The following is a 26,593-nucleotide window of genomic DNA, read 5'->3' as shown; positions in this document are numbered from 1 at the left end:
ATTTCTCGGCAAAATATGTCCTTTTTTTCAATTTAGTACATAAAATTGCCTCTTTTATACTTGTACAAGTTTGTTTTTCTTCAATTTACACATTAAACAATACTTGAATACCTTGTTTCGTTTGCCTGCTGTTTATCACTTAATTGGTATTCAGAGTCCCTTTTATCGTATACCTCATTGCTGATGTGATCTATACTATTGAATGACACGGTTGATGAACGTATAATGTATTTAGTGCTTTGAAGCGTTACATCTCAACATTACTGGTGAGAAAAGAGTGGTTATCGTGCAAAACAATAGTGAGATTCCATTAAAAGAACAAAATATTGTGCTCATCGGCTTTATGGGTGTAGGTAAAACAACGATCGGTTCCCATCTAGCGCGCAAGCTGTATCGCGATTTCGTGGACATTGACCAGGAGATTGAACAAGAGTACAACATGCCAACAACAGAGATTTTCAAGACTTATGGAGAGAAGCGTTTCCGTGAGATTGAAAAAGAGCATATTTTGAAGCTGTGCAGCAACACACGCCTTAAAATCATTTCCGTTGGCGGTGGTGCATTTTTACAGGAAGAGGTGAAGCAAGCTTGTTTGGCTTCATCGATTGTTTTCTTCTTGGATTTAAATTGGGATTCCTGGAAAGATCGGCTCAAGATGCTGATTGACACCCGTCCTAATCTACAAAACAAGACTTTAGGGGAAATTGAGGATTTATTCCGTTCCAGACAGGACATCTACGCGGTGAATCACTCCAAGATCGATACAGATCAGTTGGATGCGGAAGAAGTCGCAGACTATATTATTCAAACGCTGAATCTAGGTTGGGAGTTATATGAACCTACTCGGGGATTGAATTAAGAGTTACACCAAAAAGGAGGGCTCCAGCATGCTTATCGCATGGGGGCCTTCCTTTTTGGTTCACTGCGGATATATTACTGACTGGCGAGCATGCCATCCGTCTTTTAAGAATGGCTATGCAGCACCGTCAATATCTCTCTCAGTTCAGTGACAGGAATCTGCCCCGGTGCGGAAGCTTTCTTAGCGGCACCAAAGGTCAAAGCCGAACCAAACAGTTCTCCGGTCAGGCGGCTCACGACACCTTTCCCCGCCATCGACATCGTAATAATCGGCCGATCTGCATGCTCTTCTGCCATAGTACGCGTGGCATCCAGCAAAGTGAGCACATCGGCTGTATTGGTCGGCATCACTGCTATCTTAGGCAGATCGCCTCCCAATTCCTGCGCCTTGCATAATCGGGAAACAATCTCCTCCTTCGACGGCGTCTTATGAAAGTCATGATTAGATATAATCACATACACGTTATGCTTATGTGCTGCTTCTACCAGCGTCTTCACATCAGCCTCCTCATTAAAAAGCTCTACATCAATAAGTTCGACTTGCCCCGTTGCGGCTATTGTACGATTCAATTCCACATAACTCGCCGCACTGATTTCCTTTTCTCCGCCTTCCCGAGCGCTACGGAACGTAAATACGAGTGGAATATTGGCTAAAATAGACCGAATTTCATGTAAGGCAGCCTTTACCTTTTCCAGATCCTCCACATGTTCGAAAAAATCGACTCTCCACTCCACGATATCCAGGTCGAGCGTACGTAAATAAGTAGCTTCTTCCTTCAACTGCTCCAACGTTTCTCCCACCATGGGCACACAAATTTTTGGCGCTCCTTCACCAATCAGGACATCTTTCACCTTTACGATTTTAGCCATCTCTTTCTCACTCCCAAATTACAGTTTCAAGTCGAACATGTACAATAATTCATAGTATAACGCATTCTGAATAAGCATGCAGATGATATGATCCAGTCGTCGTTATTTGGGTTCAAGTGCAATTTTAGGCGACAATTTGCGACTTGCTGGAAAAACTAAACTGTACCGAAAATTAACAAACACCGCCAGTACGATCCCTAGCACATTCACAATAATAGCTAGCATAAAAACACTCGATATCTGAGAATGTTTCAACAGAAAGCCTGTAAACACAGGAATGATCGTGTATGAAAGCGAGGTTGCTGTATAAACAAACCCGGTAATCTGTCCTTTTCGTTGACTAAAAAATTCACTCATTACGGTTAATGTCAGCTGAAGTACACCTGATATTGAAAACCCGATAACACTCGCACAAATAATGGACGCAGCCCCTGACTTGAAAAGGAGAAGCGCTCCAAAAGCCAACAGGGAAATACATGGATAAATAAGAATAATGTGAACTGGTTTAACCCATTTTCTTAACACAATGACCAATACAAACACGGAAACCAGCGAACCCATATTGTAATAAACTAATAATCTGAGAGACTCTGATTCGGTCATACCGATAAACTGTTGTCCAAAAGTAGGCAACCATAACTGCACAATATAAAGCAAGGTAGGTCCCGTAAATCCGAGCAAGATAAGGCATAGCCCTTCCTGCCAAAACCGCGGCTTACTCCGGTCATTTGCCTCCAATTTTCCCGCTAGGCTTGATACAGAATTACCGCCACTTTGCCCCTTGGCGGGCTGCACGCGCATGTCTGGGAACTTCATTTTGAACAAGTACATTGCATTCAAAGCAAATATGAGGGCAGGTAAAAAGAAAGAGAACCCGTAGAAAATATCGTGATTCATAAAAAAGATAATCATTAGCGGTAAAAATGCCGCCCCAACGGATATAAAACCTCTCACCAATACTGTAGCCGAACCAGAGGATTGGGGGAAAGCTTCGATCAGCGCTGGATAAGTACCTGAATCAAGAAAAGAATTCGCTACGCCTGCCAGCACAGCCAGTACGATCGCCATCTCAAAGCTGGAACTCAGCGGTATACCGACCAAGAATACAGCCATCAGTAGCCCGGCTGCCACAATAAACGGCTTACGACCATAACGGTCGGAGAGCACCCCGGATATGTACAGGGTAAACAACCTGCCAAATCCCATCGCAGAAACCAAGAGACTGATGCCCGCCTGATCTGTATGCAAATGCTCTGTTAAAAAGGACATGTGCGATGCCAGCATAATATTAAACATGCCGAACAAAAGATAGTTTACATAAAGTCCTGTCGCCACTGGAAAAGAAGTACGTTTCATCATGAATTCACCTGCTTTTGTAAGTAAGTCTTGTAGTATCAAAACGTGAATCATTTCACATTGCTTGTGTCGATGATGAAGTATAGAACACAATTTAAAATTTATCAAGTTTAAATATTGCGAGACTCCGGCTTAGACACGCTGATGCGTTTTCAGATAAAACTCCTTGCCGTAACTTAGGGCAAAGTTCCGAAACTCTACTACTGCCGGGGATAAATATCTATTTTTAATGCTGGCTAGGTAGATAAAACGCTCGTATTCTGGATTAATAATAGGCAATGTTTTGACGTTAAAATAATCTAACGATGAAATGCGGGGCATAACTCCGATCCCGTAATTGATAGACACCAGTCCTGCCATTGCCGTATCTTCTTCAATCTCGCAAATAATCTGTGGCGTAACGCCCGCCTTGGCAAACAAATTCTCAATAATGGGCCGAACCCCACTCTTTTTGTTGAAGAAGATCACCGGGTAATCTGCTGTATCCTTGAGATCAATTTGGTCCAGAGAAGCCAGTGGATGATCAGGCGAAACAATGACCACCAGTTCCTGCTGAGCCAACGGAATAAACTCCACATCCGGTTCATTTTCCACGTGAGAGCAGAACGCCACGTCATAGTGTTCCTGCTTCAGGCCTTGAATAATATCGTTCGTATTCCCTTGGTGAAACGAAAAGGAAATGTCTTTACGGGCATCCAGAGCTGAAAAGGCTTGGATTATTGCTGGAATGAAGTGTGAACCTAGTGTGTAAATGAACGCCAAATCTATATTACCATGACTTGGACTCACTAATTCCCGTAAGTTATGCTCCCCCTTTTCCAATTCATCCATCGCGTGCTCCACATACTTCAGAAAAAATCGTCCGTATTTGTTTAATCGAATATTTCTCCCCTGCTTCTCAAACAGATGAACGCCCAAATCCTTTTCTAATTCTGAAATCGCATGACTTAAACTGGGTTGAGTGATACATAGCCGCATAGCTGCCTGAGTAAAATGCTCCATCTCCGCAAGTACACGAAAATATTGTAAGTGCTTCAGGTTCATAATTATGTAATTCCCTTCTTTAATTCATATTTTAAATTATAGACCCAAACTATGAAAAACGATAAAAATATGCATTGGATTTATAATATCACCCCTTATATAATTAAGACATAGACATTATGTGAATATTTTCACTTGTTTGTGGGCGTACTTTAATACACCTGGACGATGCCTACCTAGGCCATTGATCTAAAATTTATGTTGGGAGTTACACTTATGAAAAATCCTTATATCAGAATGGCAACAGGGCTTTATATCAACTATTTTCTTCTGGGTATGATTAATGTTATTCTCTCGTCGAATATGAGCTTTCTGACCGTGCAATTGAACACGGATAAAGCAGCCATCGGCTATCTGGTGTCAGCGATTGGAATCGGTAAACTGCTCGCTCTCGGAGTAGCCGGAAAAATGTCAGATAAATACGGAAGGAAACCACTGATTGTTATTGCATCATTTGCTTATTTAATCTTCCTAATCGGTATTCCGCTTGCACCTAACTACACCTTGGCATTCGTGTTTGCCATTATCGCAGGGCTCTGCAACTCGATGATGGATGCGGGGACTTATCCCGCACTCATTGAAGGGTTCGGAAAAAAAGCCGGGTCTGCAACCGTCCTAGTCAAAGCATCCATCTCGATCGGTGCCATTGTTATTCCTTTCATGATTGCATTTTTTATTAATCACGATATGTTCTATGGATATTCCTTCTTTATTCCAGCAGGAATTTATCTGCTGAACGGGATTTTCTTGTCAATGACCGCTTTCCCCAACCACAAAGCCGAGGAACAAAAGGCTCCAGCCGAGACTGGTCAATCAACGGATTCGTTCCACAGCGAGCCTAAGTTTTGGCAAGAAGGTTTGTCTCTGATTATTATCGGTTTTACTTCAACTGTATTGTTCATGATCGTGCAGCTATGGCTTCCTACCTTTGGACAAGAGGCTCTTGGCATGGACAAAGCCAGCGCCATTAAGCTGCTTAGCTACTATAGTATAGGTTCACTAGTTTCCGTTATTTTGTTGGCTATGGTACTTGGTAGATTCATTAGGCCCATTACCGTCATGATTGTGTATCCGCTTATTGCCCTGCTTTCTTTGCTGGCTTTAATTGTATGGCACAATCCTGTCGCTACCTTGATCAGTTCATTCTTAATCGGCTTGTCTACCGCAGGCATATTCCAAATTGCCCTTACGGTAATGACGGAATTTTTCCGCAAGAACAAAGGAACTACGACTTCTCTCGTAAACATAGCAGCCAGCCTATCGTTCATCCTGATGCCTTTGGCTACCGGGAGCATGTCCAAAAGTCTGGGAATTACCTCCGTATTCATTCTGGATATTGCGATTGCTGTAGTCAGTATTTTGCTGGCCGTGTTTGTTGCTTATCGATATAAAAAAGTGTTTCATTAAACTACACACGTTACTTGGAGGCTTATATCATGAAAAATGCTGGACGTATTGACGGAAGAACACAATTAATCGGACTGCTAGCTACACCGATCGGACACTCTTTGTCCCCGGCTATGCATAATCTTGCGTTTGAAAAGCTGGGCCTAAATAACGCGTATATGGCCTTTGAAGTAGGCAATGAACAGCTTGAAGAGGTCGTACGGGGGATGCGCGCTCTGAACATACGCGGTTATAACGTGTCCATGCCTAACAAAACAGCTATACTCCAGTATCTTGACGAGCTAGACGACAGCGCTAAATTTACAGGTGCCGTCAACACTGTCGTGAATACGGATGGTAAGCTGAAAGGCTACAGTACAGATGGATCAGGTTATGTTCGTAACTTGCAGGAGAACGGCATTGATCTGAAAGGTAAGAAAATGACACTCGTCGGCTCAGGCGGTGCTGCAACGCCGATTGCTATTGAAGCCGCTCGAGCTGGTCTCGCTGAAATTTCAATTTTCGCTCGTAATGACCAGTTCTTTGCCCGGGCGGAAGAAAATGTCCGTATGATTAATGAAGAGATGAAACATGCCCAAGTCAAGGCGAATATCTATGCATTAGAGAATCAGGAGAAGCTGCGTGAAGAGATTCTTACAAGTCATATTTTCGCTAATGGTACAGGTGTGGGTATGAAACCGCTGGAAGGCAAAAGTGTAATTGAGGATGTGTCCATGCTTCGTTCCGATCTGATTGTAACCGATGTAGTATACAGCCCAGCTAAATCCAAGCTGATGGAACAAGCTGAATCCGTAGGTGCAACCGCCATTAACGGTCTGGGCATGATGCTGTGGCAGGGCGCATTAGCCTTCGAACTGTGGACAGGCCAAGAGATGCCAGTCGCTTATATTAAAGAACAGCTTTTTGCTGATCAACTGTAAGATTTAGAGCTGCTCAACAAGCACATCAAGCCATGAGTTCCTTCTATTATATACGCATATATGTACTTTAAATACGATGCTCGGCGAATGAACACTTCTGCCGGGCATCGTCTTTTTTATGGGTACAGCCCCGTTCTTCCTTCTCTTTTCATTAATCCTTATACGGGTCAAACTCATTGGCCCCAGCCATGCATACCCCGATTGGCTTCAGCACATGCATAACTTCCACGGTCTCGGAATGAGCGTCCAGTACCTCGCGCAGTTTGCGGTAGACGAACGGACTTTCGTCTGTACCTGCTCCGCGCAGCTCGACACCGTAGTTCCGAACAGCCTCCTTCATCTGTACATCCGTGATTTGTCCACCACTCCGTGTGCGGGTTTTCCAATTCATTTTACCGGCTGCCTGGGTACGACTCATAATACGACCTGCGCCATGGACTGTACTATAGTAGGAATCCCGATTTTCTACCGAATCTTTCCCACGCACAATCACCGAGATATCGCCCATGCTTCCTCCAATAAAGCCCATTTGGCCAGGGGCCGAGGGGGTTGCGCCTTTGCGGACTACAATGGTGTCGCGTCCATCATGCTGTTCCTTCCACGCGTAATTATGGTGGTTATGCACCGTAAAATCCGCTTCGGTCCCCATAATACCAAGCACTTGTTCTATCACATAGTCACGTCCCGCATACGCATAGCGTCCGGCAAGGCGCATCGCACGGTAGTACATGTCTCCCAGCTCACTGTTCATATCCAGCAGTACAGGCGGCTGATCCATATGTTCTCCCGGCGCCTTTCCGAGAAACTCCCGTCCTGCAGCCAAATTTAGAAACCCGCTTGCTGTTTTGTGCCCAAAGCCTCGGCTGCCGAAATGATTGGCAATCCAGACCTGTCCTGTCGCTTCCTCCACAAATACATCAACAAAGTGATTACCACTCCCTACTGTACCCAGCTGTTCCCTCGCCAAGGACTTCAGTTTGTCATGTTCTTGTTTCCCAATCGCCGCATATACTGCCCAATCCGGGTCATCGAACAGCTCATGGTCTACCTGAATTGCATTCACACGGCCTACGCCAAACGAAATATGACGTGCAATCTCATCCATCACGGCTGAAATACGTGGCATAATATCTGCGGCAAACAGCTTGGATCTTACCGCCTTATTCCCGCAGCCGATATCATACCCTACACCTGAAGGTGAAATTTGTCCGTCATACACCATCACACCGCCAATCGGCTGACTGTAGCCTTTATGATGATCTGCCATCAGTAGCGCCTGAATCACATTACCATTTTCGGCACATGTGCGGGCTTGAGATAGTGCTCCCGGGTCAGGTGATCCCCATACGCGTACTCCATTGATTTCTTGATAAGCCATCGCTTTATCCCTCCATATTTTGCAAGAAAATTTCTATATGTAAAATTGACTACTTTTGAACTTTGGATCTCTTAATAGCATTATGTACGGTTTACCCGCTTCCGAACAGGGCGTAAGTATTACAAGCACAACATCAGACGTCTCTATAAGAAAGTCCCTATAAGAAAATGAAAAAGGATATCCATGCAGCCGACCAGACTGTAGGATATCCTTTTATGATTATTTAGAAACCATTAATCAATTTTACTGATATTTTTTGATGATTCCGAATTGATCCACAATAAAAGGTTTGGCATCATTTTTGTTTTGATCAATTTCGTACGTTACGGCTGTAAGTTTATTTTCGTCTACGGTGATGCCAACAAAATTCTGTACCTGTCCTCGTACAGGTCTACGATTGTCACTCGGATCCGGGCCATATACTGCCGCATGATTCTCTTCAGCTAGCTCAAAGAGATTATAGTACTTATCTCCAAGTTTTTCACTCGGGTTCTTGTAGTAGACTTTGGGGCCAGCAGTTGCTGGGATGACATAGATACTTCCATCCGGATTCACACTATATTCAATCGTCTTTTCATTTAATGTATCTTTTAATTTGGTTGGCGTTGTTGCTTTACCCTCTTGGTTGATTGGCTTCGTACGAGCGTAAATATGATCGTGCCCCTGCACGACAAAGTCGATATCAAGTTTGTCCATGAGTGGAGCGATTTGGTTACGAACTCCATTGTTATCCATGATGTCAGAATCTGTTGCATGATTAGAGGTAGTGTAGGGACCTTTGTGAATGTTAACAATGATCCACTTTGCACCTGCCTTTTTGGCTGCCGCAGCATCTTTCTTTAACCATGCGACTTGATCTTCAGAAAAATTGGCATATTTCTCTGAGTCCTCATTGGAGTTCAGTACGATAAAGTGAGCATTGCTGTAATCAAAGGAGTAGTACGCTCCTGTTTTAGTAGCAGAACCAGCTGGTTGATTAATATTAAAGTGATCATAAAAAGCGTAGTTCTCATCCTCATGATTACCTGCTGAAGGAACAATGGTTGTATTCAAAAGACTTTTTTGTGAATGTCCCAACAACCAGTCCCACTGCTCTTCTTTGGTACCGGTGTCTACGATATCTCCGTTGTGGACTACAAACTGAGCATTACCTACAGTTTGAAGTGCTTTTTCGAGCGTCTGTGAAGACAATATGGCTTCATCTTCGCTTTTCGCTTGTGTATCAGCTAAATCAATGAAGGTAAATTCGCCGCTCTTAGGAGCCGTTTGAAACGTACCTGTTTCGCTCCATATCCCGCGCGCTGCATCACCCACACGATAATAATAAGCTGTGTCCGCTTGAAGACCTGTAGCTACAGCTTTATGGACAAGCTCTTCTGGAGAATTGGTCGATGGAGAAGAAGTCCCTTCAAATGTAAGAGCACTCGTAAAATCAGCTTCAGAAGCCGTTTTCTTGATTACTTGAACAGTGCTCTTCGTGGAAAGTTTTGAAGTATACCAGGTAAATCCTTTGGAACCTTTTGTGTCTCCATAAAATGTAGCTGTAACTTTACTAATACCATGATCTGTATTCCCTGATGACTCAGCATGGACAGGCAAGGCTGACATGCCCGTAATCAAACCTAGTGCAAGAGCAACAGACATAGATGTTGCTGACCATTTTTGAAACTTCTTAAACATGTGTACACTCCTCTGTGTAGTTAATATGTAAAAGTTATAAATATGATCATATCAATCAAATGTTAATACGTTGTTTTAGGAAATATAGTAATTTGTAAAAACGAGGTGTTAAGTGACCTAGCGATTGAGGAGAAGGATAACTGCTTTACCCTTTTAGGGCTACAAAGCCAAATAAGGCTAACCGTATATTTGCAAAGTTTGCAAAATCGGCAGCCCTTTGTGCATTGCAATTTCGATCATTCCACTGACTAATGTGCAGAAGTATTTTTCAAATCTGCTTCATAACGAAGGCCGAATTGCTGTCTTGCCTCCTCCATCACTTCAGCGACTGTAAGTGAACACTCCAAAGAGTTAATGGAACTGTTGCGTTCACCAATCTTGATCAGATCTATAAATTCCTGAATTTCATAATACATGGGCTCACGCGTCTGAGCTTTGGTCAGATCCTCAATCGTGCCGTCCCGATAATGAATTTTCACCTCATAGGGCTGACTGATTTTGTCGATCACCATCGTTCCATTCTCACCCTGAATTTCAGCAGGCAGATAGGAATCTGTAATTTTGGAATACATGACGATAGCATCCATATCAGGATACTTCATCACGATACTGCCCTCGCCATCGACACCAGAGGATAAAAGCACACCAACCGCCCGAACCTCCTCAGGTTTGCCGAACAAAGTCACCATAGGATACAAACAATACACGCCAAGGTCCATCAGGGAACCATTGGAAAAGGCCGGGTTAAACGCATTCAATACCTTACCTTGCTTAAAAGCATCAAAGCGGGAGGAGTATTGACAGTAGCTTGCAAAATAACGCCGAACCCGGCCTATTTTATACATATGATCCTTTATTATTTTAAAGTTAGGCATAAGTGTGGATTTAACGGCCTCCATCAGCAGAACATCGTTGTTGCGCGCGGCTTCGATCATACTCTTCACCTCTGCTGCATTAGACGCAAAAGGTTTCTCACACAACACGTGCTTTCCGTGATTCATACATAAGATCGCCTGCTCCGCATGTAAGGAATTGGGGCTGGCAATATATACGGCATCGACCTGGTCACTTGCGGCCATTTGCGCCAGGTCTGTAAAAACCTCCGGCTGGCTGTTATATTTGTCAGCAAAAGCTTTGCCCTTATCCTCTGTGCGTGAGTATACCGCCGTCAGGGAAAATTCGTCCGTCTCCATCGCAGCTTGAATAAACCTCTCTGTTATCCAGTTGGTTCCAACAATACCAAAACGCATCACAGTATCCCATCCTTCCCGTGAGTCATTACAATTCATATGTACCTATTCTCGCATTCCAGCCTAAACTTGTCCACTATACCGTTAGTCATATCTCGTGCTTCAACATGTTTATTCGACAAAAAAAGACTGCGGTCTATCAGCTTAATTTATACTGATTGTACCACAGTCCCTGTCAGTTATTTGGGGTTATATCTCTATTTTTTTGATATTACTTTTCCTACTTCTTCCAAAATAGCATCCATGGAAGCAGGGTCATGTACATCATACTCATCAATGTTCAGACGCAGTACAGGACAGGCATCAAATTCGTTGATCCAATTGGAATATCTGCGATGCATTTGCTCCCAATAAGAACGCTCGGTCTGGATCTCCATCTCGCGACCGCGCTCCTCAATCCGACTCAGAATGGAGGGCAAACTGCCTTCCAGATAGATCAGCACATCAGGGTGAGGGAAAAACGGTGTCATCACCATCGCCTCAAACAGGCTAGTATACGTTTCATAATCGGTAGGATTCATCGTTCCCTGATCGGCATGCATTTTCGCAAAAATGCCTGTGTCCTCATAAATAGAACGATCCTGCACAAAGCCTCCACCAGACAGGAAAATATTCTTTTGTTCCTTGAAGCGTTCCGCGAGAAAATAAATTTGCAAATGAAAGCTCCATCTTTCGAAATCGTGATAAAACTTCTCCAGATAGGGATTATGATCGACCTGCTCCAAAGAGGTTTTAAAACCAAGGCGTCCGGCCAAAGCACCGGTCAACGTGGATTTACCTACACCCACTGTGCCCGCTACCGTAATCAAGGCATTTGCAGGAATGTTGTAATTATTCACTATATAAGCTCCTTTACATCGGAAACAATTTGTTTAAATTGTGCCTGATTTTCTACAAAATCAATTTCATTCCCGTTCACGGTCAATATACGAGGGGAAGGGGACTGTTCAGCGAGAAACTGCATGCCTTTATCATAATCTATGATCAATTGCTCCAGATAGGCAGGGTCCATCTCCTGTTCAAAAGAGCGTGCACGCTTGCGAATTCTCCCCAGCAAGGTATCCAAATCTGCTTTGATATAAATGATAATGTCCGGCTTAGGCATATCATCTGTGAGCAAATGATAGATTTGACGATATTTTTCGAGCTTCACACCCTTAAGCGTACGTTCAGCAAAAATCAAATTCTTGTAGATATGATAATCAGAAATAACAGGCTGAGCTTTCTCGATATATTGCAGACCAGTATCCTCCAACTGCTTATACCGATTGCAGAGGAAGAACATTTCCAACTGGAAACTCCACTCATCTATATTCTGATAAAATTTATCGAGAAATGGGTTCTCCTCGACAATCTCTTTGATTATCGGCCAATGTAGCTCGGTTGAAAGCATCGAAGCTAACGTCGTTTTGCCTGCTCCGATGGGCCCTTCAACGGCTATAAATGGGGCTTGTTTCATGCGGTTCTGCTCCTCCTTGTACTCCAGTCCATCCTGTGGACAACTATCCTATTGTATCACAAGGTAGTACGCTAAAGGCATACCAAATCTATGGATAAAACAAAAAAACAGAGCGCTATATTTTGCTTCATAGCGTCTCTGTTTCTCATTTAAACCAACCTTTTTCATTAAAACGTGTAATCGCTTCGATCCGGTTACTGACACCCAACTTATCGAGAATGACTGAAATATAATTGCGCACCGTCCCTGTCGTTAAATACAGTTCACCAGCAATCTCTTTTGTGTTCTTTCCGTCAGCGATGAGCGCCAAGACGGTCTTTTCACGCTCTGTTAGCGGGTTGACTTCGGCATAAGCATCATCGACCAGTTCCGGAGCATAGATACGCCGACCTGCCATAATACTGCGAATGGAGGAAGCCAGCTCTTCACTGGGACTGTCCTTGAGTAGATAACCGTGTGTCCCCGCCTTGATCGCTCGTTCAAAATACCCAGGGCGGGCAAACGTAGTTAAAATCAGCATCTTGCAGTTCAAGCCTTTGAGTTCTTCAGCCGCATCCAATCCGCTCTTTATTGGCATTTCGATGTCCATAATGCATATATCCGGTTGATGCAGCTTCACCAGTTCTATAGCTTCTTCCCCGTTGCTTGCTTTTCCGACTACTTTCATGTCCTCTTCCAAGTCTAGCAGAGAAGCTAGAGCACCCAGCAGCATACGCTGGTCTTCTGCAATGACAATTCGAATCATGGCCCCACCTCCTCGTTCGGCTTTTCAGGGATATTGGGCACTTTAATGACCAAGGTCGTTCCCTGATCTGAACGCAGCTCCATACATCCGTTCACGAATTCGAGCCTTTCCTTCATACCTTGCAGGCCGTTTCCACGAAGGGTTCCATTTTCTCTCGTAATACCGACTCCATTATCCTGAATCCGAAGAGTTAATTCCTTACGAGACGGCTCAATCGTGATGGAGCAAGCGGTAGCTCCACTGTGTTTCACTACATTGGTTACGGCTTCCTTCATACACATGCTAAGAACATTTTCATTCATTAATGATGTATGCTCCAGCTTCGGGTCGCCCTCTAGAGTTAATTCAATGTGAGCAGCCTTTAAAATCTGCCGAATACGTAGTAGCTCATCCTCTAGTCGCATACCGCGCATTTGAGTAACCATTTCCCGTACCTCTTTTAACGCGCTTCTTGCCGTGAGACGAACATCGTTAATTTCGACATGCGCCCGCTCCGGGTACTGATCCATCAGTTTGCCCGCCAAATCGCTCTTCAGCCCAATGAGTGACAACTTCTGACCTAAGGTATCGTGCAGGTCACGCGCAATTCTTTGCCGTTCCTCCAGCTTAATCAATTCCGATATTTTCTTATTGGCATCCTCTAATTGGACTTGGAGCCGATCGCTTTTGTTGCGATTAAAATTCGTAATCGGAAGGAGAATCACACCGATCAGATTAAGCAGGATAAAAGGAATCTGTTTAATAAAAACGGGATTCTGAGAAACAAAACCATAATTGATCAATCCAATCGTAATAACCATTAAAATAATATACAGCGTCGTAAATGCAGCCTTACTTTTAATATTACCGATCAAATAGGCGATAAATATGGAAAAGTACATATAGCTGAACAGCAGTGTCATGGTAATCGATATGACAATCTGTACACTGGTCCAAAAGTATATGAGCCAGCCTTTTGAGACAAAAGCCAGTACATAACATGCAAAGAATACCAAAATAATAGCAGTACCCAGAATAATATGACTTGTAGATGAAGAGCTAAAGTAGTAAAAGGGCAGGATATAAAAGACGACCCACACATAAGGGCTAAGCCCTGTATTCCTTTGGAAGATCTGATACCATTTTTGCATCCTGCCCACCCTCTTCTACTTCACATGACTTATATTCCTTATCTTATCATACCAGGTTTTGTTCAACGTTATTTTCTTTCTGTGCCTACAACAGGTGTAGGCATGGGTTTCGTAACTGCAACACGTTTGCTGAGGAGCGGCTTCACTTGTTTAAAGGTCAAAAAGGTTTTCGTATTTTCATCCCAAAGTCGGAACTTCAACGATTGCAGACTGCTACTCACTGTGATCGTGGTCGCCTTTTGAAGTAACGGTGTCGCTTCATGTGCTTTTTCCAAATTATAATTTGGAACTTTGGGACTCAGGTGATGAACGTGATGAAATCCGATATTGCCCGTAATCCATTGCAATACTTTAGGAAGCTTGTAGTAAGAACTGCCTTCTACGGCTGCATTAATATAACTCCACTCTTCATCGTGCTCGAAATAAGAATCCTCAAATTGGTGTTGTACATAGAATAGCCAGATTCCCAACATACCGGATACAAAAAAGATAGGTGCCTGTACGAGAAGGAAGGCCTGCCATCCAATAGCCCAGCACAACAGTGCATACAATGCAACGATGGATATATTCGTCACATGAGTGTTCATTTTTTCCTTGCGTTTGGCTGTCTTGATATTAAAGCGATAGGAAATCAAAAAAGTATAGATCGGACCTAGTCCGAACATAACCCAAGGATTTCGGTATATGCGATAGGCCAACCGTGTCCATGTGGAAGCCTCTGTGTACTCTTCTACCGTAAGCACCCACATGTCACCTGTGCCTCTTTTATCCAGATTACTGCTGGTTGCATGGTGGATCGCGTGACTATTTTTCCATTGGTGATAAGGGCAGAGCGTAATAATACCTGTAATCGTTCCCACAATGTCGTTCAGCTTGCGGCTTTTGAAGAAGGATTGATGACCACAATCATGAAAAATAATAAACGTCCGTACCACAAACCCCGATGCAACAATGGCAATGGGAAGCGTCAGCCAGTACGAAACCGACAGGCTAAGATAAGCAGCATACCACAATAGGATCAGTGGACCCAAGGTATTGATAAGTTGCAGAACGCTGGATTTCGTGTTTATTTTCTCGTAGGGAGCCATATTTTTTTTCAATTGGGCTAATGGGAGTTGTGTCATACTCATTATGATCCTCCTTAAAGATGACGCCTATACCTTGATCCTGTTAGGCGTACATGTTGATCTAATCTCAGTATAAGGAGAACGCTCTAGGCGCTGTAGTCATAAACGTCAGTTCGTGTATATGACATTTGTCATATAGACAAGTAACATAACCCGTTTTCCAAATGTTCGCGGGTTTCTTTTCTGATGATTGTTTGTTAAAATATAAGGTATAATAACGCTGTATGTGACTGGCGAAGTCAGTGGAATGAACCACGAGGGAGCATACATAAAAAGCGTACCGTTCGCCTGGGAGAAGTATTTGCAGAGGATTCGTCTGTCTTGACGACCTTGTGCAAATACTTTTTTTCGTTTTACAAGACCATGACACCCTGTTGATTCCATTATGCAATAAATTCAGAGGAGGCTCGGACTATGGCTATTATCATGAAATCCAAAGAAGCAGCTGAGCAAGTATATGCAACGATCCGTTCACAGGTAGAAGAAATGAAGCAGCAAGGACACCGTCCCCATCTGGCAACCCTATTGGTAGAAGGTGATCCGGCATCTGCATACTATGCACGGACCAAGCAAAAAATAGCGGAGAAGCTGGGCATCTCATTTCATCTCCATACGTTTGATCGTCATGTTAGCGAAACCGAGCTACTGCACCTGATCGGCAGTCTGAACGATGCATCCCATGTACATGGCATTATGCTGGAACTGCCGCTTCCCCAACATCTTTCCGCCTCCGTTATTAAACAATCCATTGCCCCCTACAAGGATATTGATGGGATTACACCCGATAACAAGCTGGCTACTGTAACAGGTGACGCCGGACTATATCCCGCAACACCTCAAGCCTGTATCGAGCTGCTCAAGCATTACGGTCACACATTGGCAGGCAAAAATGTCACGCTCGTGGGCATCGGACAGACAGTGGGACTTCCCCTTTTCCACATGTTGCAAAGAGAAAACGCCACCGTTACCGCCTGTCATGCAGGTACGCGTGATATTGCAGAGCATCTGAGCCATGCAGACATTGCCTTCGTAGCAGTCGGATGCCCTGATGTGATTACGCAAGATATGGTTCATCCCGGTCTGATTTTGGTAGATGCGGGAATTAATGAGACGCTAGAGGGAAAAATAGTGGGAGATGCCGCTTTAGACGTGGGGGAAAAGGTACATGCCATTTCTCCGGTTCCCGGCGGCGTTGGGACCTTGACGACTGCGATTTTGTACAAAAATCTGCTCAAAGCGATACATCTGCAACACTACTCCAGAGAGGTGGTTTACTCATGAGTGAACTGTCGTGGAATCATTCCATCGGACATTTTCTGAAAGAAGCTGCAAGTGCAGCGCCTACCCCTGGCGGAGGAAGTGTATCCGCACTGGCTGCGGCACTAGGCGCGGCTATGACCTCTATGACCGCCAACCTTTCACAAGGAGAAAAATACGCACACATCCATGAACAAATCACGGACGTCATTAGCAGCATGGAAAGATTGTCTACACATTGTGAGGAACTAATGGTCGCAGACATCCAATCCTTTGAACAGTATATGACCGCGCTGCGTTTGCCCAAGGAAACAGACGAAGAAAAGCGCTATCGTACTCATTCCTTACAGACAGCGGTGATCGCTGCCATTGAGGTACCCATGCGCCTGCTGGAAGTATGCCGAGACGGATTGTCGCAAGCCTATAACATTGTGGAAGTGTCCAATAAAAATGTGATTTCGGATCTTGGCATCGGCGCGATCCTGTTCGAAGCCGCTGCTCAATCTGCCCTGCTTACTGTTGACATTAACCTTGCCTCCTTAAAGGACTTGGATGTCAAACAATCCTACGAGGCCAAAACAGCCACACTTCTTCGTGAAATCGGACAAATCAAAGAACAAACCTTATTGATGGTGCGCAGCCGAATAACGGGCTGACCATTGGAAGAACCCGTCCCAAGTCATATTCTGCTTCCATGCTCAAGAAATAGCCTCTCAAACCCGCCTCTGCTCGTGGGTTTGGAGGCTATTTTATTGGAATCCAACGATTTGTGGAAAACTTTTCTATATATTCTTCGTCTATTGATAAGGAGATATTCCCCAAGGCGTTATTTAACCTTATATACATTGATGAAGAAATGAGGAAAAACGCATGAAAAGACGTACTCTGTTAATCAGTATGATCGCGCTGTTATTGTTCAGCTCCAGTGCATGGGCGGCCGGTGATGAATCGGCGTCCCGTATTCGCTCCTATGATTCCGGGAGTCTGATTCAATCCGATGGGAGCTTGTGGTTATGGGGCTATAATCAATCCGTACCGACTCGTGTAGAGGATAAGCCAAACGTTGTAAGAACATTTTCGAATATAATCCAGGAAGGCGATCTGATATTTACCTTACAAGATCATTCCGCCTGGTATGTGCCAAGAAACAACATTTCTGAATCCGTGAAATTCATTTCTCTGGAAGGACTACCAAACATCATAAACGTGCGTATTATGAATGATCATGTGCTCGCCCTAAACGCCGAAGGAACCGTATTATCCGCTGATCGAATCGAAAATGGTGGCAACTTTGCTCCTTTTCAAACCCTATCCGGCATCGAAAATGTTACAGAATTGGATAGTTACTATGAAAAAAGACCGCAATATGAGGAACGCTGGATCTTCTTGAAGAAGGACGGAAGTGTATGGAAAAATACAAGGTCCTTGCAGGGCTTCGAGCTTGTTCCATCATTAAAGGATATTACTGCTATCTCCAAAAACATAGCCTTAAAGAAAGACGGTACTGTATGGACATGGCCCAAAGAATTTGATAAAAATGTAACTCCGTCCGAAACTTTATCCGTATCGCAGATTCAAGCCTTATCGGACATCAAAATAATTAAGACCAATGGAAGTTCCAATCTCGCGATTGATCGACAAGGACGGTTATGGTTCTGGGGTGAAACGGTCACAGGTTACTCAGATAATACAACCTATCACAATGAAAATACCCCTGTGCTATTATCAGGAGTAAAAGATGTTAAAGACGCCTTTTTCGCCGAACGCTCCATACTCGCCCTCACCACAGCTGGGAATGTATATGTTGCGTCTCTAGATGGTGAAAAGTTACCATCCAACGCCCCCTTTACATTGCTTGCTAAAAATATTCAAAGTATCAAAGCAGGTCCACGGCACGTAATCATGCAAAAAGCAGATGGGGCCTTATGGGGCTGGGGTGTCAACAAACACGCGCAGCTAGGTATAGGAGACTATGAGTTTCTGTATAGTTCACCAGTTCCTGTACAAAAACCGATTCTTGTCCGTCTCAATGGTTCGCCTGTCTCTCTGAGTAATGGTGTCATTACCCGCAACGGGCAAGCGTTTATTCCCCTTCGTTCTGTTTTTGATAAACTGGGGGCCGAGATCGCTTATGATTTCAACAGCAAAATAGCAAAAATAGATCAGTCCAAGGCAGAAGATCACCCTGTCTTTCTAGAAATAAATTTCAAAACCAGCCAAGCAAAAGTGAACGGTAAAGCTGTAAAGCTTACCAATCCGCCCTTCATGGTGAATGGTATTGGTTATCTTCCATTAAGGCTAATCAGCGAAACGCTGGGGGCCAAGGTAGATTGGATACAAAAAGAAGATACTATTGAAATTACGACGAAATAGTAAATAAAAAACCAGTCTAAACATAAATCATGTTGGACTGGTTTTAGCTATATACTGCGACGTATATTATGCAACTTCCTATCTGTTTTGGACAATTCGTCACAACGCAGAATCTCACACCTATTGTTTAGCTTTATTCTCTTTTTCTCTTTCGACCAGCATATCTACGATCATATCAATCTGTCCTGTAATAGCGATTGGATCGTAGCGATAGTACGTATCAAAATCGTTAAAGAACACTCTATTGTTCTTCACCGCCGGAAGATTCCCCCACACAGCGGACGACTTCAGTTGTTTGAGTGCGTCACCCTTTTTCTCCGGGTCATACGTAGTCAGGAACATATAATCTGCATCATACTGCGGCAACACCTCCATCGAAAGCTGCACCGTTTGTTCCTTGGAATTAGCTGTTTTCTTTGGCATGTTCAGTTTGAGCGCATTGTACACGGCTTGTCCGCCGCGACCCGCATTGTCGCCAAAGATCCAAAGTGCGTGCTTGTCCGTCAGCTCATACAGACCGAAAGTTGCCTTTTCGTCAATCACACCTTTAAGACGTGCGCGACCTTCAGCGGCCTTTTTATCAAATGCAGCAATAAATTGCTCAGCCTTCTCCTTTTCCCCGGCGATATCACCGAACAGCTTGACCGTGTCATAGATATTAGTCGTCGTACCGTACGGAATGTACAAGGTAGGTGCGATTTTTGACAAAGCCTCATAATTCGTATCCTTCATAACCACGATCAGATCAGGTTTGAGTTCCAACGTCTTTTCCAAATTGGTCGGATCACCCACCTCTTTGGTTCCTTGTTCCTTCAGCAAATCGGTCAGAAAAGGATTTTGAAACGCAGTTGGCTCTACACCCACCACGTTAGCATCCACGGACAGCAATTCTCCACCGTAAAAATCCGTTACAATACGCTGTGGCTTGGTCGGAATTTGAATATCCCCTTTAACCGTTTTAAAGCTTCTCGTCTCTCCAGTAGAAGCCGACTCTTGCTTATCTCCTGAAGATGAAGCCGGATTACTTCCATTATTATTTCCGCCGCAAGCGCTGATGAATACAGACAATACAAGTAACATAGCTGTCATCATAAAATACGATTTTCTTTTCAACTGATTAGCCCCCTATATATTGTGCAGATGATCTTCCGATACATATGATAATGATTATCAATATCGTAAGAAATATATCAAGCGTCGTCCTTGCTGTCAACTGAAAAACGAACTTTGCACATTCCTTTTTAATAAACCAAAAGACCTGCCAAAATGATGGCCAGGTCTTTTTCGTGGAGCCGTCTTCAAAAACCTACACATTGGGGCTAGGTTGCTGAAGACTGCTTTCTGGTGATCGCTGTTTTGTTTTATATTCTTCTCCCCAATCTTTCATCAAGTTAATAATCGGTATGAGCGTTTTCCCGAATTCGGTGAGAGAGTATTCAACCTTAGGCGGAACCTGCTGGTATACTTCACGGTGAACGACACCATCCTCTTCCAGCTCGCGCAATTGGAGTGTCAGCATACGCTGGGTGATCCCCGGACAGATCCGCCGAAAATCACTAAATCGCTTAGTCCCATACATGAGATGATATAAAATAATTCCTTTCCATTTGCCCCCAATCACGTCCAGCGTGAACTCAACTGGACACGCCTGATCATTCCCAGCGGTACATTCCCCAAAGCCGCCTTTCCGATTGCGCATAGGCTTTTCTCCTCCTTAGTATCATTTTATATACTACAGCACATTAATGTGCGTACTTCAAAAACGATCATGTATATTCTAATATTAAGCATGTCACTTGGTAAGCGTCAATTTTAATCACATCCATAAGGAGTGGAATAACGATGGAAACCTTAGCTACTACTAAAGATCAAATCTTATCTGCATACGAGTTCAGACATGCAACGAAGGAATTCGATAGTCATAAGAAAATTAGCGATTCTGACTTCGACTTTATTCTTGAAACCGGTCGTTTATCTCCAAGCTCGTTTGGCTTTGAACCTTGGAAATTTGTTGTCGTTCAGAGTAAAGCTATGCGTGAGAAGCTACTGCCTTACTCTTGGGGGGCCCAAAAACAACTGCCAACAGCCAGCCATTTTGTACTCATCCTCTCTAGACTTCCTGAAGATATGGTAGCCTCCTCCGATTATATCAAGAGTATGATGGAGAACGTGCAACAATTACCAGCTGACGTGATGCAAGGCAGAGAGAAAGTGTATGATGCCTTTCTAAAATCAGATTTTGCGCTGGAGGAAAATAAAAGAGCCTTGTTCGAGTGGGGCTGCCGACAAACCTACATCGCACTGGGCAACATGATGACTGCCGCAGCTCAAATCGGCATTGATTCCTGCCCTATCGAAGGTTTTAATAAACAGGAAATCGAACGCATCCTCTCCGAAGAAGGCATTATGGATGCCAAGCATTTCGGTATTTCTTGTATGGTGGCATTTGGCTACCGTCTCAACGAGCCGCGTGGCAAAACTCGGCGATCTGTAGATCAGGTTATTGAGTGGGTGTAAAACCTTTTCTCTAAAACAAAGGGGTGTCCCCACAGCCATTTCGATGGCTGTGGGGACACCCCCTTTTCATAAAACCTCAGCTCTTAACTCTTTCCAATTACTTACTGATAATTTACTTCTTCTGCAAAGTAAATATCCTTCAAACGATCCTTTACGCGTTGAATTTCATCCGCTGTTAAAGGAGCCGTTGGACATAGCTTGAAGTTCCTTCCGGTGACATAGCTTACGTCCGTGTGACCATCCAAGTTGTAGTCCATCTTCGGAACCGGTTTTCGGGTATAATCGGTAAAGTCAATAATGGACCATGTCGCATCTCCATCCTCTTTGGATAAAATAATCCGCTGTGAGGCATTTTCGGTCCACAAATAGCGCAGATTTGCTGGTGAATTATTGGAATCCATAGCCGTCTTAATACCTGAGCCTCTAAACATGAGCGTAAACTCCGTATGATCATTATTGGATCCTGCTACCGATTCATAAATCTGTTTCAGCCCGTCCACGCCTACAATCTCAACCTTGCGATCAACAGGGAAGTGGTTCACAAAATTCTCCCATATTGGAGCCATGTTATGGGTGTTGGCAAGTGCGTTGATGTCCAAAATAATGGACAAGTAGTTTACCGTATTTATACGTTGATAAGGGTTATCCAAATATTGCTGTACTATATACAGTTGTGGTGCTGCATCCGTCTCAGTCACATATGGGTCAAGCGGATGAAGAGTCCAGCGTGAGGAATCTTTCGTATAGCGTGATCCAATCGGATCAATCGTAACCGAGTTCATGAATACGGTACCGCTATTATCTGCTAGTCCCTGTGCGGGAACAATTGGATTGTCCTTATGGGACCAGTAAGGCATCAATGGAGAGCCCTCACCATACATACCGTTCACATTATATTGTGTAGCCGACCATCCCATCGCGGATGTAATCCGATAGTGATCTTCTAGCCATTGAGTCTGTTCGGGATTCACCGTAAAGCTGGTCAATGATTTCGGCAGATACTTCCGATATTGGTCTGTGTCCATGCTTTCAAACACGGAGGGTGATCCCATTGTACCGGATTGGTGCAGCTCATTGAATGCATTGTAACGATACATGTATAGCCACTCATCCATCTTTACTTCCCAAACAGGAAGCCCGGGCTCGGTCTGGTTCGGGTACCCCGCCAGAATTCCGACTTCATCTCCATACTGATCGACGAATTCCAGAACCTGTTTAAGCTGCGGTCGATTCGTTTCTAAAAAAACAAAACCGTTTTGCATGGCCCACGTCACTTTGATATTGGGACCAAAGTGGTCCATCAGCAATTGACGCGCTTGCTTGATTTGATCTACCGTAGTCGCGCTTCCCTGCAGCATGATGGAGACAGCAAAGTATTGCTTTTTGCGTTCTCCCGGTACTACTGTTAATTCCGCATCGGATGTGAAGAGAACCCCTTGAGATGGCGACTCAACCGTGATTTTTAATGGAATGACCGAATTTACTACCGGAATCAAATGCAGGTTAGCAATTTTTCCATCCTCATCAAATATCCCTCTGGAATCCTCTACCCGAAGTATCAAGTCTGAGGGCAGCCATCCAGGAGCTATAACCTCTCCATTAGCATTATGAAATACGTAGGACATATTCCAAGCAGCAGGATCTAAAGTAGCAGCCTCTGAAATGGTATACGTAGCCAAGTATACGGACCTGATTACGTTCGGTGGCTCTGCCGGCGGAGTCTTCCCTTTCACGATCAGCTTGGCCTGAGCTGTAAGGACCTGATAAGGTTTGGCAACGGTGACCTTCATTTCTACAGGAATGAAGCTGTCCGCAACCGGAATATTTTCGGGATGTGCAATTTTCCCTTGTTCATCAAAAATACCTAACCCATCACTAAATGTGTACGTAACACTTGTGACGCTGGCAGCAGGAATGCTTACGGGTCGCCCTTTATTGTAGAGCTGAAAAGATAGCTGATACGAAGGGTATGTCTCCGGTTGATTTACCAGCTCCTGCGCCTTGATTACGACCTCATCTACCAGAAAATCCGAAGAATGATCCGGTGGATCTACCGGAATTACTGGTGGTTTGGGTTTAGGTCCCGGCGGTGTCACCGACGGTTCCGGCTTCGGTTCTGGTGGTGTCACCGGAGATGCTGGTGAATCAGGGCTTGGGCGATGCCTTTTAGGCTCCTCGACTTCCGAATTCACAGGTTGTTGACTAATTTCCGGTGTCACATCGACCTCGATCTTCTTCGATTCTTGTTGGCTGGTCGTCTGAGGCATCGTTGCAGTTCCATCTCCTAATGACCCTAGCAAACGCTTGGCACGTTCTCTCAGACCGTCACCGCCTAACCATATTCGATAAGCAACCAGCGTGGCATCCTGCCGTCTCACAGACTCTTTAGGATGGAAATAGTGATTCGTATCTCCCTCGATCAGTTCCAGCCGTTCCATCAGCCATACGCTCGTTTGTGCATAATCTGATATATCAGATTGATCCACAAAACTGGATATACCAGCCGATCGGGTATCTTCAGTAACACCAAAATAGCGGGCATACCAAACGGCCATATCCTGACGAGTCATATTGTGCTTGGCACCGAATAATTGATCACTAATTCCTTTCGTAATGCTCTCTTCCTGTAAGGCCTGTACATAAGGTAGAGCCCATGGTGACACATCACGAAAAGAAGTTACGCCTCTGTTATTCGATGTTCGCTTTAAGGTTTTAGCGAAAATGCTTGCCCATTCCTGTCGCGAGATAAAATGTAAAGGTCGAAAGCTCCCATCCTGATATCCCGTAACATAACCTTGAGCAGCCATGGCCTCAATCGCATCAGCTGCATAGGAATGTTCGATATCGTTAAAGGCTCTGTCCGCAAAAACAGGCGCACTATGTATACAGAACAACCAGACAGCCAGTAAACCAGCCATGTAATGCCTAATTTGTTTTAACTTTTTTTCATAATTCATTATTCGGAATCATTACACCTCCTTTACTAGATAGCACTGAGCCACTTTCGCCTGTACTTTCATATCAACTTTGAAAATTAATCTCTCTTGTTTTCAATCGGTTTTTCATTACTGTTAACACCAAACTGTATATACTTGAATTATCGGAATAATCTCCCTAGGATTGAATAAAGCCAGTAAAAAAAGTAGTTTTGGCAATCTACTATCCTGTTTATTCACCATCTTTTTTTAAGCCGTAATTCCCTATCACTAAACAATGGTTTTCATTGGTAATTAAATATTTATCATCTTTTTGTGTTACTATGTTGATCCCGTTTACAAATAAAAAAAGAGATAACATCTGTATCCGCATTCGCTTGAAGAATACAAAATGTTATCTCGTTCTCGTGTACATATATACTTATAAAATTCTGTCTGCTGTTTTAATTCTCTTTAAACTCAGAACCCTTATAAACATAAAAGTAGCCGTTTAAAGCCCCATTTTGTGGATAGGCAGCAGGATCTTTGCCTTTTATTTGACCAACCAACTCTCGATTTATAAACGCAGGGGGGCCTTCCTCAACTAGCGCTTCAGCAGACATTCCAGTGATTGATTTTACTGTGTTGGACCAGAATGTAACTAAGTAGACATCGTCAGCATTAAAATGATAGCGTCCTTCACTTGGAGTTCCCTCATAAAACAGCTCTGCCAAAGAAGCTGCCTCAGACCCTCTCATAAAAATTCGAATCTCATCGGTTCCGTTCCATGTATGAGGAACTCCACCTTTTGGATTAACGTATTCTACAGTTTCTGGCTCCTTGTCGCTAATAAAATCAACAACTGCATATTTATAAACCTCATCTGTTACACTCTTGGTTGCAATTTCAGTTGTTTTCTCTGTTCTATAGCCACTGAACTTTCCATACACATTCGGGGTTTTGCCAATAGCAGCTAAGGCCTTTTCCTGATCCATGAATCCGGCTCTTCCAGCTACTGGTGTCAGCCTGTACGTCTTGATTTCAGTCCCCTTGTACTGATCCCAAGTGTATTCGTAATAATATTTCGCATAAGATACTCCACTGTTCCAGCCTACGGATAACAGCATGAGAATACCTATCATGAATACTAACGGCCATTTTTTCAACTTCATACCCTCAACCTCTTTTCTCCAAGTACACTCAAATCATCATTAGCATTATAGCTTTTCAATAAATCTATCGACAGTTAAATATTAGAAGAAAGTGTGGATAAATTATGTCCTTGATAATTTACTATTTGCCTGTGTTTTACTGATCGGTTGCAGCTTTGAGACGTTTTTCCATTTCTGTAGACACCATAATGTTTAATAGCCCCATAAGATTATTGGTCTCATCTCTTGCTTTTTGATAGGCCGCAGCGAAGGCTTTTTCATTCGCGGCAGGGTTTTTAATGTCACTTAGTTTCTTCCACTCGGGCTTAACGCGTTGATCGTACATATCGTACAAGCTGATGTCTGTAGGTGTCTGGGCAACAGGCATCATAGACTCAAATTTCGAGGCAACCTTAAAAAATCCCAGCGTATTTTGGACCGATGGACTAGAATAATCATGCGTCTTCATCGCTTCTTCTAAAATATGAAGTCCCTCTCGTGACAAATAGAGCATTTTGACGAGTCCTCTTTCAGTATTAGAGGTTTCCTCCCACTTCTTGTAGGACTCACCTGGAGCAACTCCCTCTGTAAAAAAATTATAAGCTTCATGAATAAATTCATCTGTATTCAGGTGGATGGGTTCTTCTGTATATAAATTCACGACAGAATCACTGTAATTTGCAATGTTTACATGTTTCCCAGTTGGATCGGAAACCCGCCGAATCGGATGATCCTGCACTCGTACCAGTCCATAACGATCGGCAAAGGTAAGAAGCTGCTCCTGCGTCGTATTTAACCCTATTTGTCCTGCTGGCTGATCGGGTTTCGTTGCTTCTTTAGCCACGTCGGAATACGTCTTTCCATTACTTTTTGTAGCTTGGTCTGTAGTATTGCTCACAACACCATCCACACCAGCCTGTTCCGCATTGTCCGCCTTGGCATTCTGGGTAGTCGTAGTGGTTGCCGTTGCTGCTCCAGTCGTAGATTCACCTTCAATTTGCTTCTTGGAGTCACCGCATGCGGTCAGCATAGCAGTTAAACTTATTACAGCAGTCAACAAAATAATATACGCTTTTGCCTTCATCAGTATCTTCCTCATTTCCTTATGTATCATTCTTTCGTGGTTTGATAGTAGACTTCAATAATATGGAATTAA

At 43.7% G+C, this 26,593-nt stretch carries 23 protein-coding genes and 1 riboswitch; of the genes, 7 read left to right on the top strand and 16 right to left on the bottom strand.

All coding sequences use genetic code 11. The features are described 5' to 3' along the window. The first annotated feature begins 286 nt into the window (after positions 1–286). Entirely contained in the window at positions 287–859 is a 573-nt protein-coding gene (locus tag ACYCS5_RS19585) for a shikimate kinase (RefSeq protein WP_029517614.1), read from the top strand. A 104-nt stretch (positions 860–963) separates the two neighbouring features. Here the strand turns inward: ACYCS5_RS19585 and aroD are convergent, their stop codons facing one another. The 3 genes from aroD to ACYCS5_RS19570 all read right to left on the bottom strand — a co-directional run bounded on the left by aroD (position 964) and on the right by ACYCS5_RS19570 (position 4,128). Continuing rightward, positions 964–1,728 (bottom strand): type I 3-dehydroquinate dehydratase, encoded by a 765-nt coding sequence (aroD, locus tag ACYCS5_RS19580; RefSeq protein WP_069012909.1) that lies wholly within the window; start codon positions 1,726–1,728, stop codon positions 964–966. A gap of 102 nt (positions 1,729–1,830) precedes the next feature. After that, a complete protein-coding gene (locus ACYCS5_RS19575; RefSeq protein ID WP_165149983.1) occupies positions 1,831–3,087 on the bottom strand; it encodes an MFS transporter in 1,257 nt (418 codons plus the stop codon). Positions 3,088–3,216: 129 nt separating this feature from the next. Then, positions 3,217–4,128, bottom strand: coding sequence for a LysR family transcriptional regulator (locus ACYCS5_RS19570; RefSeq protein ID WP_069012907.1), 912 nt, complete (start codon positions 4,126–4,128; stop codon positions 3,217–3,219). Positions 4,129–4,344: 216 nt separating this feature from the next. Here ACYCS5_RS19570 and ACYCS5_RS19565 point away from each other — a divergent pair, with 216 nt between their 5' ends. Beyond that, on the top strand, positions 4,345–5,535 hold the full coding sequence (locus tag ACYCS5_RS19565) for an MFS transporter (RefSeq protein ID WP_459760009.1): 1,191 nt from the start codon (positions 4,345–4,347) through the stop codon (positions 5,533–5,535). Positions 5,536–5,564: 29 nt separating this feature from the next. Further along, positions 5,565–6,455, top strand: a complete 891-nt coding sequence (locus tag ACYCS5_RS19560; RefSeq protein ID WP_029517618.1) for a shikimate dehydrogenase — start codon at positions 5,565–5,567, stop codon at positions 6,453–6,455. Positions 6,456–6,606: 151 nt separating this feature from the next. Here ACYCS5_RS19560 and ACYCS5_RS19555 read toward each other — a convergent pair whose 3' ends face one another. From ACYCS5_RS19555 to desA, 8 genes are all read right to left on the bottom strand, one after another. Then, the gene (locus tag ACYCS5_RS19555; protein WP_165149979.1) at positions 6,607–7,833 is read right to left on the bottom strand and encodes an RtcB family protein; all 1,227 of its coding nucleotides are present in this window, start codon (positions 7,831–7,833) and stop codon (positions 6,607–6,609) included. 243 nt (positions 7,834–8,076) lie between these two features. After that, positions 8,077–9,513, bottom strand: a complete 1,437-nt coding sequence (locus tag ACYCS5_RS19550) for a purple acid phosphatase family protein (protein ID WP_459760008.1) — start codon at positions 9,511–9,513, stop codon at positions 8,077–8,079. A gap of 248 nt (positions 9,514–9,761) precedes the next feature. Further along, positions 9,762–10,763: a Gfo/Idh/MocA family protein gene (locus tag ACYCS5_RS19545; protein WP_029517621.1), complete on the bottom strand. Its 1,002-nt coding sequence runs from the start codon at positions 10,761–10,763 to the stop codon at positions 9,762–9,764. A 197-nt stretch (positions 10,764–10,960) separates the two neighbouring features. Next, the gene (locus ACYCS5_RS19540; RefSeq protein WP_013308920.1) at positions 10,961–11,602 is read right to left on the bottom strand and encodes a deoxynucleoside kinase; all 642 of its coding nucleotides are present in this window, start codon (positions 11,600–11,602) and stop codon (positions 10,961–10,963) included. Then, positions 11,602–12,222, bottom strand: a complete 621-nt coding sequence (locus ACYCS5_RS19535; RefSeq protein ID WP_029517622.1) for a deoxynucleoside kinase — start codon at positions 12,220–12,222, stop codon at positions 11,602–11,604. The genes ACYCS5_RS19540 and ACYCS5_RS19535 overlap by 1 nt, the downstream gene beginning before the upstream one ends. Before the next feature lie 145 nt (positions 12,223–12,367). After that, positions 12,368–12,967 carry a response regulator transcription factor gene (locus ACYCS5_RS19530; RefSeq protein ID WP_029517623.1) on the bottom strand — a complete coding sequence of 200 codons (600 nt, stop codon included), beginning with the start codon at positions 12,965–12,967 and terminating at the stop codon, positions 12,368–12,370. Next, positions 12,964–14,097, bottom strand: a complete 1,134-nt coding sequence (locus ACYCS5_RS19525) for a sensor histidine kinase (protein ID WP_340954357.1) — start codon at positions 14,095–14,097, stop codon at positions 12,964–12,966. The genes ACYCS5_RS19530 and ACYCS5_RS19525 overlap by 4 nt, the downstream gene beginning before the upstream one ends. 68 nt (positions 14,098–14,165) lie before the next feature. Continuing rightward, positions 14,166–15,227 carry a Delta(5) desaturase DesA gene (gene desA, locus ACYCS5_RS19520; RefSeq protein ID WP_029517625.1) on the bottom strand — a complete coding sequence of 354 codons (1,062 nt, stop codon included), beginning with the start codon at positions 15,225–15,227 and terminating at the stop codon, positions 14,166–14,168. 213 nt (positions 15,228–15,440) lie between these two features. After that, a riboswitch (ZMP/ZTP riboswitch) is annotated at positions 15,441–15,525 on the top strand. Positions 15,526–15,638: 113 nt separating this feature from the next. Between desA and ACYCS5_RS19515 the strand changes: the two genes are divergently transcribed. The 3 genes from ACYCS5_RS19515 (at position 15,639) to ACYCS5_RS19505 (ending at position 18,854) form a co-directional block, all read left to right on the top strand. Beyond that, positions 15,639–16,505, top strand: a complete 867-nt coding sequence (locus ACYCS5_RS19515; protein ID WP_029517626.1) for a bifunctional 5,10-methylenetetrahydrofolate dehydrogenase/5,10-methenyltetrahydrofolate cyclohydrolase — start codon at positions 15,639–15,641, stop codon at positions 16,503–16,505. Further along, entirely contained in the window at positions 16,502–17,137 is a 636-nt protein-coding gene (locus ACYCS5_RS19510; protein WP_322252475.1) for a cyclodeaminase/cyclohydrolase family protein, read from the top strand. Before ACYCS5_RS19515 ends, ACYCS5_RS19510 begins: the two co-directional genes overlap by 4 nt. Positions 17,138–17,351: 214 nt before the next feature. Continuing rightward, positions 17,352–18,854, top strand: a complete 1,503-nt coding sequence (locus tag ACYCS5_RS19505; protein ID WP_069012903.1) for a stalk domain-containing protein — start codon at positions 17,352–17,354, stop codon at positions 18,852–18,854. A 120-nt stretch (positions 18,855–18,974) separates the two neighbouring features. Here ACYCS5_RS19505 and ACYCS5_RS19500 read toward each other — a convergent pair whose 3' ends face one another. Together ACYCS5_RS19500 and ACYCS5_RS19495 are read right to left on the bottom strand one after the other, a co-directional pair. After that, on the bottom strand, positions 18,975–19,967 hold the full coding sequence (locus ACYCS5_RS19500) for an ABC transporter substrate-binding protein (RefSeq protein WP_459760007.1): 993 nt from the start codon (positions 19,965–19,967) through the stop codon (positions 18,975–18,977). 193 nt (positions 19,968–20,160) lie between these two features. Continuing rightward, positions 20,161–20,553 (bottom strand): winged helix-turn-helix transcriptional regulator, encoded by a 393-nt coding sequence (locus ACYCS5_RS19495; protein WP_068938572.1) that lies wholly within the window; start codon positions 20,551–20,553, stop codon positions 20,161–20,163. A gap of 143 nt (positions 20,554–20,696) precedes the next feature. Between ACYCS5_RS19495 and ACYCS5_RS19490 the strand changes: the two genes are divergently transcribed. Then, positions 20,697–21,371 carry an NAD(P)H-dependent oxidoreductase gene (locus ACYCS5_RS19490; RefSeq protein WP_340954352.1) on the top strand — a complete coding sequence of 225 codons (675 nt, stop codon included), beginning with the start codon at positions 20,697–20,699 and terminating at the stop codon, positions 21,369–21,371. Between the two features lie 101 nt (positions 21,372–21,472). Here ACYCS5_RS19490 and ACYCS5_RS19485 read toward each other — a convergent pair whose 3' ends face one another. The 3 genes from ACYCS5_RS19485 to ACYCS5_RS19475 form a co-directional block, all read right to left on the bottom strand. Further along, positions 21,473–24,328 carry an S-layer homology domain-containing protein gene (locus tag ACYCS5_RS19485; RefSeq protein WP_459760006.1) on the bottom strand — a complete coding sequence of 952 codons (2,856 nt, stop codon included), beginning with the start codon at positions 24,326–24,328 and terminating at the stop codon, positions 21,473–21,475. A gap of 422 nt (positions 24,329–24,750) precedes the next feature. Continuing rightward, on the bottom strand, positions 24,751–25,458 hold the full coding sequence (locus ACYCS5_RS19480; protein WP_029517090.1) for a hypothetical protein: 708 nt from the start codon (positions 25,456–25,458) through the stop codon (positions 24,751–24,753). A gap of 136 nt (positions 25,459–25,594) precedes the next feature. Next, a complete protein-coding gene (locus ACYCS5_RS19475) occupies positions 25,595–26,521 on the bottom strand; it encodes a hypothetical protein (protein WP_029517091.1) in 927 nt (308 codons plus the stop codon). Positions 26,522–26,593: the final 72 nt, after the last annotated feature.

Source organism: Paenibacillus sp. SEL3 (assembly GCF_054602585.1).
This window is presented reverse-complemented; position numbering and strand designations above follow the sequence as displayed.